This window comes from Methanoregula sp., assembly GCF_028712425.1.
GTDB lineage: Archaea > Halobacteriota > Methanomicrobia > Methanomicrobiales > Methanospirillaceae > Methanoregula.
The window spans coordinates 1-15,586 of record NZ_JAQTQD010000021.1; the positions used below are offsets into that span (position 1 = coordinate 1).

At 53.0% G+C, this 15,586-nt stretch carries 11 protein-coding genes, 1 tRNA gene and 1 pseudogene; 9 read left to right on the forward strand and 4 right to left on the reverse strand.

The genetic code is table 11. The features are described 5' to 3' along the window. The coding region (locus PHF39_RS10915; protein WP_300223869.1) for a hypothetical protein at positions 1–209 on the forward strand (209 nt) is incomplete at its 5' end. Between the two features lie 947 nt (positions 210–1,156). On the opposite strand, the gene PHF39_RS10920 is transcribed toward PHF39_RS10915, so the two are convergent. Then, entirely contained in the window at positions 1,157–1,909 is a 753-nt protein-coding gene (locus PHF39_RS10920; RefSeq protein ID WP_300223872.1) for a heparan-alpha-glucosaminide N-acetyltransferase, read from the reverse strand. Between the two features lie 114 nt (positions 1,910–2,023). On the opposite strand from PHF39_RS10920, the gene PHF39_RS10925 reads away from it, so the two are divergent. The 7 genes and pseudogenes from PHF39_RS10925 (at position 2,024) to PHF39_RS10950 (ending at position 10,714) form a co-directional block, all read left to right on the forward strand. Beyond that, entirely contained in the window at positions 2,024–2,884 is an 861-nt protein-coding gene (locus PHF39_RS10925; RefSeq protein ID WP_300223875.1) for a methanogenesis marker 8 protein, read from the forward strand. Between the two features lie 159 nt (positions 2,885–3,043). After that, positions 3,044–3,118 (forward strand): annotated as a pseudogene (locus tag PHF39_RS13975) (hypothetical protein); the annotation flags it as partial. A 7-nt stretch (positions 3,119–3,125) separates the two neighbouring features. Further along, positions 3,126–3,323 carry a hypothetical protein gene (locus tag PHF39_RS10930; protein WP_300223878.1) on the forward strand — a complete coding sequence of 66 codons (198 nt, stop codon included), beginning with the start codon at positions 3,126–3,128 and terminating at the stop codon, positions 3,321–3,323. Positions 3,324–3,444: 121 nt separating this feature from the next. Continuing rightward, positions 3,445–3,822: an MscL family protein gene (locus PHF39_RS10935; protein ID WP_300223881.1), complete on the forward strand. Its 378-nt coding sequence runs from the start codon at positions 3,445–3,447 to the stop codon at positions 3,820–3,822. Between the two features lie 618 nt (positions 3,823–4,440). Beyond that, positions 4,441–5,958, forward strand: coding sequence for a PKD domain-containing protein (locus PHF39_RS10940; protein WP_300223885.1), 1,518 nt, complete (start codon positions 4,441–4,443; stop codon positions 5,956–5,958). Positions 5,959–6,173: 215 nt separating this feature from the next. Next, a complete protein-coding gene (locus PHF39_RS10945; RefSeq protein ID WP_300223887.1) occupies positions 6,174–9,995 on the forward strand; it encodes a PAS domain S-box protein in 3,822 nt (1,273 codons plus the stop codon). Between the two features lie 233 nt (positions 9,996–10,228). Then, positions 10,229–10,714 carry a GNAT family N-acetyltransferase gene (locus PHF39_RS10950; RefSeq protein WP_300223889.1) on the forward strand — a complete coding sequence of 162 codons (486 nt, stop codon included), beginning with the start codon at positions 10,229–10,231 and terminating at the stop codon, positions 10,712–10,714. Positions 10,715–10,908: 194 nt separating this feature from the next. Here the strand turns inward: PHF39_RS10950 and PHF39_RS10955 are convergent. From PHF39_RS10955 to PHF39_RS10965, 3 genes are all read right to left on the reverse strand, one after another. After that, a tRNA-Leu gene (locus PHF39_RS10955) sits at positions 10,909–10,993 on the reverse strand. Between the two features lie 133 nt (positions 10,994–11,126). Then, positions 11,127–12,989 carry an AMP-binding protein gene (locus tag PHF39_RS10960; RefSeq protein ID WP_300223891.1) on the reverse strand — a complete coding sequence of 621 codons (1,863 nt, stop codon included), beginning with the start codon at positions 12,987–12,989 and terminating at the stop codon, positions 11,127–11,129. 135 nt (positions 12,990–13,124) lie between these two features. Then, positions 13,125–14,792, reverse strand: a complete 1,668-nt coding sequence (locus PHF39_RS10965; protein ID WP_300223894.1) for an AMP-binding protein — start codon at positions 14,790–14,792, stop codon at positions 13,125–13,127. A gap of 227 nt (positions 14,793–15,019) precedes the next feature. On the opposite strand from PHF39_RS10965, the gene PHF39_RS10970 reads away from it, so the two are divergent. After that, positions 15,020–15,574, forward strand: coding sequence for a TATA-box-binding protein (locus tag PHF39_RS10970; RefSeq protein WP_300223897.1), 555 nt, complete (start codon positions 15,020–15,022; stop codon positions 15,572–15,574). Positions 15,575–15,586 lie beyond the last annotated feature (12 nt).

A 15,586-nucleotide genomic window follows, 5' to 3' on the forward strand; every position in this document is an offset into this window, starting at 1 on the left:
GAGCGGATCTGAAAGCTCGGTTATACCAAATGCAGAGGAAGGAAATCTCTTGCAAGATTATCCTTGCTAACCTTGACAGATTCATTCAATTTATCTTAATTGAGGATTTCTACAGAGCAAAAAATTTCGAGCAAGTTCTGATTGATCCGGATCGCAAAATCAATCACGATCCGGACCGCGCTGAAATTTTTTCAAGCAGGGTCCGATAAAAAATTTTCAATCGAACCCTGCTGCAATTCTCCATCAAGAGTCACGACCAGGACGAGATCCTGGATTGAGGCAGCACCTCGTATTTCACGACATATACTGTCGATACTCCTCCAGAACCCCCCTATATATTAGTGCGTTTCCGGACCAGTCGAAGAACGACATTCGTCGTTCTTCTTCAGTCGGATTTTGCCCTATATTAATAGTGCAAAATCCTCCTCTTCAAAAAAACCCGTCACGGGTCAGTAACCTGTCACGGGTATCTGACCTGTGACAGGTTAGTTGACCCGTATAAGGGAATCCTAAATCTGATGAACTTCTCCCGTCGAAGAAATGAGGACTCATGTTCCCCAAACCCCTTTTCTGGAATGTAACTTCCCATAAAAACTATCTCCCCGTAAATCGCTCCTTTTTCGGATCGGAGCCCAATTTGAAAAACCGACTTTTTGGAAGTCGCATTTTTTCGCGAATTACAGTACACCATTTTTAAAATACGCCCATTGCGTTGATAGTATCCCCATTCAAGACCATATTAGCCTCCAAAAACTACCTAATTGGTGCCTTTTATTTCAACGATCGTCATTTTTTCTGGGCATGAGCACGCGAAATCAACCGGGAGGCGCCGGCGATCCGGGGCACACCGTCGGAGAATGAGATCTCCCATCGTAGACCGTTACCTGAAAAGGGGGGTTTCCCCATATCTCACCATCCACAGCCTGATCCGGCAGGAGATCGGCCAAAAGAATGTGGCTAAAATTTACCTCTGGTTTTCAGACGTGAAAATGGTTGTCGGAACGTGAATTATTCCCCCATTTTTGAGAATTATTCCCTCTGGTTCCGGAAAAGGGAGAAATCCGGGCCCTATACGTGCCCGTATTGGAGCACCTCAAAAAAGGGGATTCCATCCGGGAGCGGATTCCCGAAAAAGGGTATCTCCTGGACAAAATTCTCACAGAACCTTCGTCCCGGTCACCGCAGCAAGCAGTAAAATAATCACCGGCTGGTGGACGAGATAGATCACGAGCGAATGCCGGCCGAGAAACGAAAGGGGCCGGACAAAATATTCCGGCAGGGGTTTCAGGGCAAAATGCCGGGTCCCGCCCGCGTATAAAAATGCCCCGGCCCCCATCCCGATCAGGACAACGCCCAGCCACGGGAAGAGCGGCGTGTAATCGACCGACCAGAACGATGGTGTATGGATCCCAAGCGGCAGGAGGAAGAGCGGAGGCGACGGAAGGCTGATGCGGCTCGTCACGAACCACCCGATGAGGATACACAGAATTCCTGCAGGAATATTCCAGGCCTTAAGCCGCAAGAAGAGCGGCGAGAGCATCACCGAGACGCCGATCAGGTGCAGGATGCCGAAGATGACATAACCTTGGGGAAGATAGAACCAGGTTGCGAGCGTGACCAGCAGGCCGAGCGCAAAAATACCGGCCCCGCGGAGAATAAATTTTTTCGTAAGCGAAAAGCCCGATAATTTCACCGCAGCACGGTCATGGCTGATGACAAGCGAGACCCCGACAATCAGGAGAAAGAGTGTCGCGGTTGCATACGCAAAGTACCGCCAGAACCCGGTCGCGACATCGACCGGGAATATCGCAAAGAACGAGAGGTCGAAGACAGTGTGGAAGACGATCATCATGAGGATCGCGATCCCGCGGGCGCAATCGATCTCCCACAGCCGCGACTGCCTGCCCATGCACAGATATCGTCGTTGTTGCATCATATGTATTGCCATGAACGCGGGCGGGAACCTGCCTGCATGCAATAATCCTATATCCCCTGAAACAAACAGGTGTTGGGAAGATCCATCATGACGCAGGGAAACGACGAGCATGTCATCGAAGCGATCGGCCAGTGCCGGATCGTGATCCACAACGGAAAGGTTGTTGAAGTCGGGGAGCCCCTGATCCGCGACTGCCCGCTTGCGAAAAAATTCGCGTACCCGATCCCGGATATCACGAAAGAGTCGGTGAAAGCAAACATTGAGCACCGGATCAAGGCATTCGGCATGTGCACACCGGACCGGGAGGTCATCGACAACCGGGAGTTTGTCGGGTTCGGGGCATCGGAACTGATCAGTTTCGGGATCCTGGCCGGGCTGCTCGATGCAGCCGTCATTGCCTGCGACGGGGCCGGCACGGTCGTTGCCACAAAACCGGCGCTGGTACAGGGGATCGGGGGGCGGATGTCCGGCCTTGCTTCCACCTGTCCCTACCCGCAGGTGATGGACCGTATCGAGAAGGAAGGTGGATTTGTCCTTGACCGGAAGCTGGCCACCATGGACGCGGTTGCCGGTGTCGCACTTGCCGCATCGAAAGGATTCAAAAAGATCGCCGTCACGGTTGCAGGGCCCGGGGCTGCAATGATGATCCGTAAAATCCACCCGGATTCATTCATCGTCGGCGTCCACGTCACCGGGCTCACAAAACAGGAAGCCCTTGACCTGGTCGCGGCCTCTGATCTGGTAACTTCCTGCGCATCAAAAACGATCCGGGAGGCGGTTGCGCAAAAAGCCCTTGTCCAGGCAGGAGTTGCCATACCGGTCTTTGCCATGACTCCCCGCGGGAAAGAGCTGATCATTGAGAAGATCCGGCAGGGAAAAGAACCGGTCCTCATCAAGCCGACAAAACTTCCGGCGCTTGCGGATCAGCAACCGGGACCACTGGTCTGAATACTCCCCGTTTCCCTCTTTTCACCAAAACTCTTTTCATGCAGCAATTATGAGCATAGATTACGTGCCCTGTTTGAAGGTGTTTCCATCATGGCGGACACCTATTCCGTTCTTTACGTAGACGATGAACCGGATCTCCTCGAACCGGGGAAACTCTTCCTGGAACACGATGGCCTGTTCACGGTATCTACTGCAGAGTCCGGGACCATTGCGCTGGAGATGATGAAAGAGCAGCAATTCGATGCCATCGTTTCCGATTACCAGATGCCCGAGTGCAACGGGCTCCGTTTCCTATGGCATTGTCAGCTCGGAACGGTACAAGGTCCGTGCCCGGCACCAGGATGGGTCCCTGTTTCCCGTCATCATCCATGGATCCCTGGCACGGTACAAGGGTAAGCCGGCGATCATCGGCTCGCTCACCGCAGGCGACAACACCTGATCCTGCATCATCCGTTTTTATTCTGCTTCCTTGCGCTTCATTCGGGGTGATGGTAAGTCTAATGAAGATGCAGGTTCATGATACCACTCAGGGACACGGATGTCCTGACTGGTGTTTCATTATGGTTGACAAAACACTTGGCGATGCCGAGAAAATGATCGGCAGCGGTGTATCAAGCCTGGGCAAAGGAGCCCAGGGATTCAGCAAGGAGTTCATGGACTTTTTGAACAAGTACCAGGTCATAGGGCTTGCGGTTGCGTTTGTCATCGGTTCTGCCGCAACGAAACTGGTCAATTCCACCGTGGCTGACATCATCATGCCCATCATCGCGGTCCTGATCCCCGGCGGGGACTGGCGGATGGCAACCCTGGAGATTGGCCCCCTGAAGTTCCTTGTCGGCGACTATGTCGGTGCCATCATCGACTTCACCATCATCGCACTCGTGATCTTCCTGTTGGTGAAATATATCATGAAAGGAGACACGACACAAAAGATCTGATGAATCCGAGACCTTCATATGAATCCGAATTGTTCTTCAGAACTATGAGGATGAGAAGAACTCATAAGAGTTCTTCGAAGGTCGAGGAAGAGAAGAACCGCAGGTTCTTCGAACCCCTCGCAAGTCGAAGAACGCCTTTTGGCGTTCTTCTCCAACCCGGGGATCGGAGAGGTCGGAGAATCTGAAGGGTTCATCAGAATCCTGAGGATGAGAAGATTTCAACAGAAATCTTCGAATCTCGACGAGCTGAAGGGAGGCATCAGCCGACCTTCAGGTCTTAAGACCCCTCGTTCATCGTAGAAGATTTGAGATTCTTTTTTGCGTTCAGGGACTGACGTCCGCTCATAAAAATCCACACTTATTTTCTCATACCCGGGATTGAAGAGCATACGATTCTTTTGTTTTCCTGGATTCAGCTAACCGCGGGGATCGCAATAATTCATCAGCATGTGCAGCGAACTGTTGGAGAATGAATTAAACGATTCGTCTGCTTTGACAGCCGCGAGAAAGAACCGTGCTGAAGACAATCCCTTTATGATTCCGAAGAGAAAACAAAAACAGATACGAGCTAATCAATCACCTCCACCAGTGTGTACCACTTCAATCGGGTGAACAATCATGCACAACAAACAATTCCTCCTGCTTGTCCTGATCCTTACGGCCGGGCTGCTTACCGTACCCGCTTGTGCGGCAGCAGCCGAGACATCGGGTCCGGGCTACATAACGGTTACCAATCCCCCGGTTGCTGAATTTTTCTCCAGCACCCGGCTTGGCCCGGCGCCGCTTACGGTCAGTTTCGCGGATACATCACGGGGCTTTTCTCCGATGGAGTATCACTGGGACTTTGGCGACGGGTCAACCTCTGACCGGGAGAACCCGACGCACACGTACACTGCAGATGGTGAATATACCGTCCGGCTCACGGTCACCAATATCTACGGCACCGATACCCGGAGTGAACCTGTGTATATTCAGGTCGGGAATCCCCCTGTTGCTGGCTTTTCCGCATTCCCGGTGGAGGGGATTGTCCCGTTAAGCGTATCGTTCTCTGACACCTCGGTAAACCGCCCTGTCGCATGGCAGTGGGAGTTTGGTGACGGCGCAACATCTAAAGAACGGTCCCCGTTGCATTCCTACGCCGTACCCGGGACCTACACAGTCCGGCTCAGGGTATCCAATGCATTTGGCAGCGACACCCTGTCCCGGACAGACCTCATCAGCGCAGGAAGCATTATTCCTGTCGAGTCGGCCAGCGACACCGGGGGACCAGTGCGAAAAGAAGGGATCATCGGCCTGATCCAGGAAGCAAAAGGTCCTGCGGCAACGAACCTTCCGGCATCTGCATACATCCCGGCACAGTTCATGGCGCTTGCCGCAGTCATCACGAGCATTGCGGTTCTCGTCATCCAGGTCATCGTCGCAAACATCGCGTTCATCTGGCAGGTAATCCTGAAGTTCATGAAGTTCTTTGCAGACCTTATCGGGGGGCATGCGATCGAGAAGCTGAGCGAGAAGGAGATTGCTGCACGGAAGATTGCCGCAAGGAAGATGGAGCAGCATTATTTCGGGCTCTCGGCAACGGAAGTCCTTGTCATCGAGATCGCCATCATCGTTGTCGCGCTGGCATTCATGCTTGCGGACCGGGCCGAACTCACCCTTGACATGGTGCTCATTTACATTGCTGTTGGTGCGGTATCCGTGCTGCTCCACGATTTTGCACACCGGTACATTGCCACACAACACGGGCAGGATGCAGACACCCAGTTCTGGGGCCTTGGAACCGTCATCATGTTCGTCACGGCATGGCTCTTTGGCAATGCATTCGGCGCCTCGTACCGGAACCTCGTGAACCGGAACGATGACGAAAACCCCCGGACGATAGGGATCGAGATGGTGGCCGGGCCGGTTGTATCCATCATCCTCACGTTCGTCTTCCTGGCTATGGTGATGGTGGGAGGGATCTGGGCTGTTGCCGGAGGGATCGGGTTTACCATCAACCTTATCACTGCAGTCTACAGCCTGATGCCCATCGAGACCATGGATGGTCTTGCGATCTGGCGCTGGAACAAATCGCTCTATCTCGCGCTCTTCATCCCACTCTTCGCATTCTACTGCGCGGTGTTTTTGCTGATATAGAGTATGTATATGTTGGTATTGGGGTTTCAGACGGAATTTTTTTGATATTTCCCCGGAAAAAGGAGCTGAATCCGTTGGATTGTCTGCATTTGCAGGAAAATACCGACAGATTTTTTCCTTTTTTTACAGAATAAAACCGAGTTGTATATCAGCCCCTGCGAGAAAATGTACATTGTTACAGCCCGGGGCATCGTCTCGTGCCAGGACGCCTGCATATGATTTCAGTCCTCTATGTAGATGATGAAGAAGTGCTCCTTGACATTGGCAAGACGTACCTTGAGCGGACGGGCAAACTCAAAGTCGACATAACAACCTCTGTTTCACGCGCACTCGAACTCCTCTCGACCTCCCACTACGATGTGATCGTATCCGATTACCAGATGCCGGAAATGGATGGCATCGAATTTTTGAAGACCTTACGGAGGCAGTTCCCAAAACTGCCATTCATCATTTTTACCGGCAAAGGACGGGAGGAGGTAGCGGTTGAGGCATTCGAGTACGGTGCGGACTTCTACATGCAGAAGGGGGGGGCTCCCAAGCCCCAGTTCACAGAACTTGCGCGGAAGATCATCACCGCCCACGAGCACCGGCAGGGGGAGTTCCATATCTACCGGCTCAACCGGCTCTACTCCCTCCTGAGTGCAACCAACAAGGCCATCGTGCGGAACACAAAAGTGCCTGACCTGCTCGAGGAGATCTGCAGGATCTCGGTTGAGAGCGGCGGGTTCCGGATGGCATGGGCCGGTATCGCCGGCGGATCCGATACTATTGGTCCCATTGCCTCGTACGGGCACACGGACGGCTTTCTGGAGACCCTGACCATGGCACCCGAAACGGATGATCCCGAAAGCAGCCCGACGATAACTGCATTCCGTTCGGGGAAATGCACGATCTGCAACTCCCTACCTGAAGATCCGGAATCCTGCCCATGGAAAGATGAGGCCATCCGAAGGGGATACCAGGCAATCGCGGCGATCCCCTTTGCACGCGGCACGCGCTATGCCGGCGCCCTCACGCTCTGCGCCCCCGAGACCGGGTTCTTTGATGACCAGATTGTCTCCCTTCTGGAAGAGATGGCCCATGACCTGACCTTTGCCCTCCGTGTCCGTGAAGATGACGAGCGGAGGAAACGGGCAGAGGCTGAACTGCACAGGACAAACGTGGAACTTGCGGCAGCATACGAACAATTGACAGGGCAGGAAGAGGAACTTCGGGCAAACTACGATGAACTGAAACGGAGCGAAGATGCCCTGCGCCAGAGCGAGGAGAAATACCGCAGGATCGTAGAGACAGCAAACGAAGGTATCTGGGCACTGGACAAAGACTTTTCCATCTCCTTCATCAACCGGAAATTCGCCGAGTTCCTCGGGTATTCCGAGCAGGAACTGATCGGGAAGAAGATCACAAGCCTCATGGGTGCGGAACATGCGCGGGATTACGGTGTCAGAAAGAAGAGCTGGAAGGAGGGGAAGAGCGAGCAGTTCGAATGCCGGTTCATCCGTAAAGACGGAAGTACCTGCTGGCTCCTTGTCTCCGGCTCTCCTTCTGTCGACACGACGGGCAATTTCACCGGCTCGTTTGCCATGGTCACGGATATCAGCAACCTCAAGGCTGCCGAGAACAAACTGGCAAGAAACGAGAAGAAGTTCCGGCATATTTTCGATGCCGCACCCTACCTGATCATCTCGGTCAACCGGCAGGGCATTATTGTCGACTGCAACCGCAAGATCCAGGACGTGCTGCAGTACGACAAGAGTGAGATCCTCGGAATGCCGTTTGACTCCCTCCTGCATGACGATGATAGTGCCGAAATGCAGGAACATTTCCGGCAGACACTGACAACCGGTTCAGCAAAAAACCAGACATTTTCCATGCTGAGGAAAGATGGGACAAAGATCGGCGTCAGCCTTAGTTCCAGCGGGCTTAAAGACCAGCACGGGACCTTCTTCCGGGTTGTCTGCATCATCGAGGATATCACCGAACTCCGGGAGATGCAGGATTCGCTGCTCAGGAAGAACGAGGACCTTGCCGCATCCTTTGAGGAACTGACTGCCATCGAGGAGGAACTCCGCCACCACCATGAAATCCTGCTGAAAAACGAGGCTGCCCTCAAGGCAAGCGAGGAGAAGTTCCGACGCATTGTGGAGACGGCAAACGAAGGCATCTGGATGCTTGATTCTGACTTCAACACCACGTTCGTCAACCGGAAACTCACGGAGTTCCTCGGCTATTCAGAAGAGGAGATCCTGGGGGAGAGCATCACCAGGTTCATGGCCGAGGAGCATGCAAAGGACCATGCAATAAGGAGACAGAACCGGATCGCCGGCAAAAGCGAACAGTTCGAATGCCGGTTTATCCGGAAAGACGGGAGCACGTGCTGGTTTTTGGTATCCGGTTCCCCGATCTTCGATGATGCTGGGTGTTTTACCGGTTCATTCGCCATGGTGACGGATATCAGCCGTCTTAAAAATGCTGAAGAGAAACTGGCACGAAACGAGAAAAAGTTCCGGCATATCTTCGATGCCGCACCCTACCTGATCATCTCGGTCAACCGGCAGGGCATCATTGTTGACTGCAACCGCAGGATGAACGACGTCCTCCAATACAACAAGGGCGAAATCCTCGGAAAACCGTTTGTGTCCCTTGTCCACGGGGATTATGCTGATACTGCAAAGGAGTATTTCCAGCAGGCGCTGACTACCGGCTCGTCACGGAACCAGATCTACCGGATGCAAAAGAAAGACGGGACCAGCCTCGATGCCAGTGTCAGTGCAAGCGGGCTCAAAGACCAGCACGGGACCTTCTTCCGTGTTGTCTGCATTGTCGAGGACATTACCGGACTCCGTCAGATGCAGGAATCGCTGCTCAGGAAGAACGAGGACCTTGCAGCGTCCTTTGAAGAACTGACAGCCATCGAAGAGGAACTCCGTCACCACCACGAGGAACTGTTACGAAACGAGGCTGCCCTCAAGGCAAGCGAGGCCCGGTACCGGAATATCTTCGAGAATGCGATCCTGGGTATTTACCGGACTGCTCCGGACGGGACCATCATCGAGATCAACCCGGCCTTTGCACGGATATTCGGCTACACCACTCCCGATGAGATGAAGCAGTCGGTCAAATCCATGCGTGACCTGTATGCCAATCCCCGGGAACGCGATGAGGTCACCGGCAGGATTACACGGGGAGAGGCCATCAGGGCAATGGATGTGGAGTTCGTCAGGAGTGACGGGGAGCATATCTGGCTGACCATAAACACCCGCGGGATACCCGACGAACGCGGCGGGATCGTTACTCTTGAAGGGACAACCGAGGATATCACGGACCGCAGGCTCGCCGAGACAGGGCTTAAGACCGCCCATGCCAAGCTCCAGCTCCTCTCGAGTATAACCCGCCATGATATCCTCAACCAGCTCAATGCACTCCGGGCCTACCATGACCTGGCCCAGGACAACGAGAGCGATTTGGAGAAACTGGAACTCCTGAAAAAACAGATGAAAGTTGTCAATACCATCGAAGAACAGATCACCTTCACCCGGGACTACCAGACCATGGGCATGATAGCGCCGTCGTGGCAGAACATGAACGCACAACTGGTCAAATCCACGCGGGGCCTTGTCTTAAAGGATGTCCGGATCGAGGCAGAACGGACTGATGTTGAGGTGCTGGCTGACCCGCTGCTGACGAAGGTCTTCTATAACCTTGTTGACAACTCCCTCCGCCATGGCGGTAAAACGATGGACAGGATCCAGCTCTCTTTCCATGAGTCCGATGAGTGCCTTACCTGCTTCTATGAAGACAATGGCCAGGGTGTCCCCCAAAAAGACAAGGCTCTTGTCTTTAACCGGGGCTTTGGGAAGAATACCGGCCTTGGTATGTTCCTTGCAAAGGAGATCCTTGCTATTACGGGCATGAGCATCCAGGAGATCGGGGAATCTAGTAAGGGTGCCCGGTTTGCCATAACCATCCCGAAAGGGGCATACCGGTTCGTTGAAGCCGCGGATAGCGTTCCACAACAATCAAAGAAAAAAGCCTGATGCAAGGAGGTTTTCTCATCTTCGATCCTGATAGTTGATGGGATGGAAACCAACAATTTGAAATCTGGAGTTTTCTCTTCGCCTTCCAGAGAAAAAATGGCCAGGAATGGGATGGCGTATGAAAAATTCCGCACGCAATATGGCGAGAATAAATATGGCGAGAATACCTCGTTAGCGATAATCCGGGCGATACGACGGAAAATAAACCTGACAAGTGAGGAAACAACAGAGATATGGTGAAAACCGAAAAAATTCTCAAAAATAAGAAACAGTTCCTTGACTTATTGCTGCTCGCTGACGAGCAGGAAACCATGATTGACAAGTATTTGCCGGGTGGGGACTTGTTTGCTTTATTTGACGATGATTTGAAAAGTGTTTGCGTTGTCGTGCCGAAAGACAGCGAAACCTGCGAGTTGAAGAACATTGCAACATACAAAAAGTATCAGGGTAAAGGATACGGGAGAGCATTGATACAATTTATTTCTGATTTCTACAAAACCGATTTTAAAACAATGCTTGTCGGGACAGGAGAAACGCCGGCTATCCTGTTGTTTTATGAACAGTGTGGATTTGAAATCTCACATCGGGTAAATAATTATTTTACCGACAATTACGACCACCCGATTTTCGAGGGCGATATACAACTTGTTGATATGATTTATCTTAAAAAGAATTTACAGGAACAACGGGATTGTATTACAGACGAAATACAATGCTGAACAAATAAACACTTCCCCCAACAACGGCTTAAACGCTATGCGGTTTTCAGAGGTTTTTCATGCAGCTGTTCCCGCATCATAGTTTTTCCTCGGGGGATACAGGCGCACGTGCAATCCCGGGAAGCATTGAGAACAGTGATGTAATGCGAGAAGAGTTCAAAATACACGAAATACCTGTTACTAAAAAAGCCTGATGCGAGGGATGGGATTCGAACCCAAGAACTCCTGCGAGATCAGGCCCTGAACCTGACGCCGTTGACCTGGCTTGGCTACCCTCGCTCGTGATGCGCACTACGATCTGATGCCGGGATCTTGCCTTAGACCCTGAACCTAACGCCTTTGACCTGGCTCGGCGATCCTCGCGCCTGTATAGATTACCCGCCGGATTAAATAAAGGTAGGGGAAATGAGGATTAGGCTTTCTTCTGGCCGTTCATCTCGTTCTGGAACTTCTTCAGCTCGCGGTCGCGGAGTTCGTTCCTGCGGATCTTGCCGGAGATTGTCTTGGGGAGCGATTCGACAAACTCGATTGCCCGCGGGTACTTGTACGGTGCGGTCACTTTCTTGACATGGTTCTGGATCTCGCGGATGAGCCCTTCGGACGGGGTGTATCCCGGTTTTAAGATGATGAATGCCTTGACGATCAGGCCGCGGATGTCATCCGGGGACCCGACGACCGCGGCTTCCTGGACTGCCGGGTGCTCGATCAGGGCACTCTCAACCTCGAACGGTCCGATCCGGTACCCGGAAGCCTTGATCACATCGTCGTCCCTGCCAATGAACCAGAGGTACCCGTCTTCATCCTTGTAAGCCTTGTCCCCGGTGTAATACCAGTCGCCGATAAAGGACTTTTTGTTCTCCTCAGGGTTGTTCAGGTACTCGCGGAACATTCCCACGGGGCGGGGATTGCAGCGGATCGCAATCTTGCCTTCTTCATGGAACAGGACCGGCTTCCCGTGGTCGTCATGGAGCTCGATCTCCCACCCGGGGGAGGGGCGTCCCATCGAGCCGTACTTCGGCTGCATGCCCGGGAACGTGCCAACACAAAGGATAGTCTCGGTCTGGCCGTAGCCTTCGTAGATGGTCAGGCCTGTCGCGTCCTTCCAGGCCTTAATGACCTCAGGGTTGAGCGGTTCGCCGGCACTGGTGCAGTGCCGGAGCTCGGTGAAGTCAAACTTGTCGAGGTCCGCGAGGATCAGCATCCGGTAGATCGTTGGCGGGACACAGAATGTTGTGATGCCGTATTTCTCCATGAGCGGCAGGATCTCGGTTGCATTGAACCTGCCCCGGATATCGTAGACAAAGATGGCCGAACCCTCGATCCACTGACCATAGAACTTGCCCCAGGCGCTCTTGGCCCATCCCGTGTCGGAAAGCGTGAGATGGAGATCGGTCGAGCGGAGGTCATGCCAGAACCGTGCCGTGACAATATGCCCGAGAGGGTAACTGTGGTCGTGAACCACCATCTTTGGTTCACCCGTGGTGCCGGAGGTGAAGAAGATGACGAGTGGGTCAGTGCTTTTTGTCTTTTTCATTCCCGGAAGGGTGACGAGTTTTGCCGAAACCGGTGCCGGGTAATCGAGCTCCACCGGATAGCTGATCCACCCGTCACGTTTCCCATCGATCAGCATGCGGCAGGTAAGCGACGGGCAGTCTTTCATGATGGAATCAATCGTATCGGCATGTTCGGTGTCGGTAATGACCATCTTGATCTCTGCGATATTGATACGGTATTTCAGGTCTTTTGCCGTCAGCATCGTGGGCGCCGGGCAATAGACAGCACCGCGTTTGATCAGGGCGATGGTGGCGGTCCACCATTCCGGGATACGGGGGAGCATGATCAGGACGCGGTCTCCCTTGTTGACACCGTACTTTATGAACATGTTCGCGATCTGGTTCGAGAGGCGCATCAGGTCCCAGAACGTGAACTTCTTCTCCTCACCTTTCTGGTTCACCCAGATCATCGCAAGCTTGTTCCGGTCCTTCTGTGCCCAGGCATCGATGACATCGAAGCCGAAATTAAAAAAATCAGGGACATCGATCCGGAAGTTCTTTGCCATGGTCTCGTAATCGGGCATGTTATACTGGTCAGGGAAGATGGTTTTTCCGGTGGACGGGAGCGTTGTGGAGCTTACCGTGACTGCACCGGGAGTTGTCGAGAGATGGGCCTCGCACGCTTCGGTAATCCACTCGGATCGTGACAGCCGTTGCTTTTTGGCAGACACATCAATCGTATCAGCAAGGGTATCGTCCATAGTAATGGAGTATCGCACCATACTGATCCATTTAGTGGTGCACTTATTACATGTTTCGTTTTACTATGTGCATCAGATCCTGAAGACGGGCATATCATATCCAAGGAAAAAAGAGAAATAAACGAGAGAGATTGTTACTGCACCACATGTGACAGGTTATTTGCTGTCAAGGTATTTTTTCAGCTCTGCCGCACGAAGCTCATTCCGTTTGATCTTGCCCGAGATGGTCTTGGGGAGTTCGCTGACAAATTCTATCTGCCTCGGGTACTTGTAGGGCGCGGTGGTGCGTTTGACATAGGTCTTGATCTCCCGCACCAGCGATTCCGAGGGTTCGTATCCCTTCTTCAGGACCACAAATGCCTTGACGATCAGTCCGCGGATGCGATCGGGAGATCCGACAACGGCAGCCTCCTGCACGGCAGGGTGTTCCAGAAGGGCACTCTCGACCTCGAACGGACCGATACGGTACCCCGAGCTCTTGATCACGTCATCATCACGCCCGACAAACCAGAAGTACCCCTCGCCATCGCGGTACACCTTGTCGCCGGTGTAATACCAGTTGTTGACAAACGACTTCTTGTTCTCTTCCGGGTTGTCAAGATACTCGACAAAGAGGCCCGGCGGGCGGGGCTTGCAGCTGATGGCAAGCCGGCCTTCCTCGTGGTTTCCCAGTGCCTTGCCGCCATCGTCATGCACCTCGATCTTCCATCCGGGAGAAGGCTTTCCCATGGAACCGGGCCGTGGTTCGACCGTCGGGAACGCGGCAACACAGCAGCAGGTCTCTGTCTGGCCGTACCCTTCGCAGATGGTCAGGCCCGTTCCTTCTTTCCAGACCCGGATCACTTCCGGGTTCAGCGGTTCGCCTGCGCTGGTGCAGTGCCGGAGCGAGGAGAGGTCAAACTTCTCCAGGTCGGCAAGGATAAGCATCCGGTAAATTGTCGGGGGACAGCAGAACGTACTCACCTGGTATTTTTCCAGCAGGGGGAGGACCTCGGTTGCCTGGAACTTTCCGGTGAAATTGTACGCAAAGATGCAGGCGCCTTCGATCCACTGCCCGAAGATCTTGCCCCAGGCACACTTGGCCCACCCGGTGTCGGAGACCGTGAAGTGCAGGTCATTGTGCTTCACGTCCTGCCAGAGCCGGGCAGTCACAATATGTCCCAGCGGGTACCCGTGGTTGTGGAGAACCATCTTGGGTTCCCCGGTGGTGCCGGAAGTGAAGTAGATGAGCATCGGGTCTGTGCTCTTTGTCTTGAGATCATCCGGGATGCTTACCGAGCGGTGGGAGACGGGTGCCGGGTAGAGTAACTCGTAGGGGAAGCTTGCCCATCCCGCAAGTTCGCCGTCCGCGATCATCCGTGAGGTCAGTGTCGGGCACTCGTTGCAGATCTCTTCGACCTTGGACGCGTTCTCAAGGTCGGTAATGATCATACGGAACTTCCCCTTGTTCACCCGGTACTTGATGTCACGGGCCGTGAGCATGGTGGGGCAGGGAGCAAAGACGGCACCAAGCTTGATCAGCGCAATAGAGAAGATCCACCACTCAGGGATCCGCGGAAGCATCACGAGTACGCGGTCGCCCTTGTTGATGCCGTATTTGAGCAGGATGTTTGCAGCCTTGTTGGAGAGGTTCTTTAAATCGAGGAAACTGTATTTCTTCTCCTCTCCCTGCTGGTTCACCCAGATCATCGCAAGCTTGTTCCGGTCCTTCCTCGCCCAGAAATCGATCACGTCAAATCCGAAGTTATAGTATTCCGGCACATCGATAGCGAAACGTTCGCACATCTTATCGTAACTATCCGTGCCATGAACGGTCTTTTTCATAGGATCAGGAAGAATGTTTTCTCCGGTCCGTCTTCAATCTGCCTTTTTACGGTCGATCATCCATTCGTGGAGCAATTCCCCTTGAGGTACCGCAGGAATTGTTTTCCGGAAACGGGTGGATACAATCGTTCCGGAACACCCGGAAATCCGTCGGCACAGGGAGTCGCCGGGACAACATAAAGGTTCTCCATTAGTATTATGATTCAGAGCACAGCATAGTATAGTGGATGGCTGACAAAAAGTACGCGTCATTGAAGATTGAGAATATCGTAGCTTCCGGGGTTATTGCGGATTCCATTGACCTTGCTGATGTCTCAAGTAAGATCAAGAGCTGCGAACTCAATACAAAACGGTTCCCGGGTGCAGTCTACCGTATTGAAAACCCCAAGATTGCATCCCTGATCTTCTCATCGGGTAAGGTTGTGCTGACCGGTATCCGTGACAAGAAAGCACTCGCTGACGGCCTTGGCATCATCATCAAGTCCCTCAAGGCTGCCGGTGTCGACACCTTCAAGGAGCCCAAGGTCGCAATCACCAATATTGTCTGTTCCTACGATATCGGGAAATATATCAACCTCAATAAAGTGGTTATCACCCTGAACCTGGAGAACATCGAGTACGAGCCCGAGCAGTTCCCCGGCCTCGTGTACCGCATCAAGGATCCCAAGATCGTTGCGCTTCTCTTCTCTTCAGGAAAGATTATTCTTACCGGTGGAAAGAACCTCGAAGACATCAAGAAAGGCCTCGACTTCCTCGAGCAGAAGCTCGAGAGCATAATGTAATATCCCCTTTTT

Excerpts from the sequence above, each read along its gene's own strand:
- PHF39_RS10920 (WP_300223872.1), bottom strand. The coding sequence starts at position 1,909 with ATGGGCAGGCAGTCGCGGCTGTGGGAGATCGATTGCGCCCGCGGGATC.
- PHF39_RS10925 (WP_300223875.1), top strand. The coding sequence starts at position 2,024 with ATGACGCAGGGAAACGACGAGCATGTCATCGAAGCGATCGGCCAGTGC.
- PHF39_RS10930 (WP_300223878.1), top strand. The coding sequence starts at position 3,126 with ATGCCATCGTTTCCGATTACCAGATGCCCGAGTGCAACGGGCTCCGTT.
- PHF39_RS10935 (WP_300223881.1), top strand. The coding sequence starts at position 3,445 with ATGGTTGACAAAACACTTGGCGATGCCGAGAAAATGATCGGCAGCGGT.
- PHF39_RS10940 (WP_300223885.1), top strand. The coding sequence starts at position 4,441 with ATGCACAACAAACAATTCCTCCTGCTTGTCCTGATCCTTACGGCCGGG.
- PHF39_RS10945 (WP_300223887.1), top strand. The coding sequence starts at position 6,174 with ATGATTTCAGTCCTCTATGTAGATGATGAAGAAGTGCTCCTTGACATT.
- PHF39_RS10950 (WP_300223889.1), top strand. The coding sequence starts at position 10,229 with ATGGTGAAAACCGAAAAAATTCTCAAAAATAAGAAACAGTTCCTTGAC.
- PHF39_RS10960 (WP_300223891.1), bottom strand. The coding sequence starts at position 12,989 with ATGGTGCGATACTCCATTACTATGGACGATACCCTTGCTGATACGATT.
- PHF39_RS10965 (WP_300223894.1), bottom strand. The coding sequence starts at position 14,792 with ATGAAAAAGACCGTTCATGGCACGGATAGTTACGATAAGATGTGCGAA.
- PHF39_RS10970 (WP_300223897.1), top strand. The coding sequence starts at position 15,020 with ATGGCTGACAAAAAGTACGCGTCATTGAAGATTGAGAATATCGTAGCT.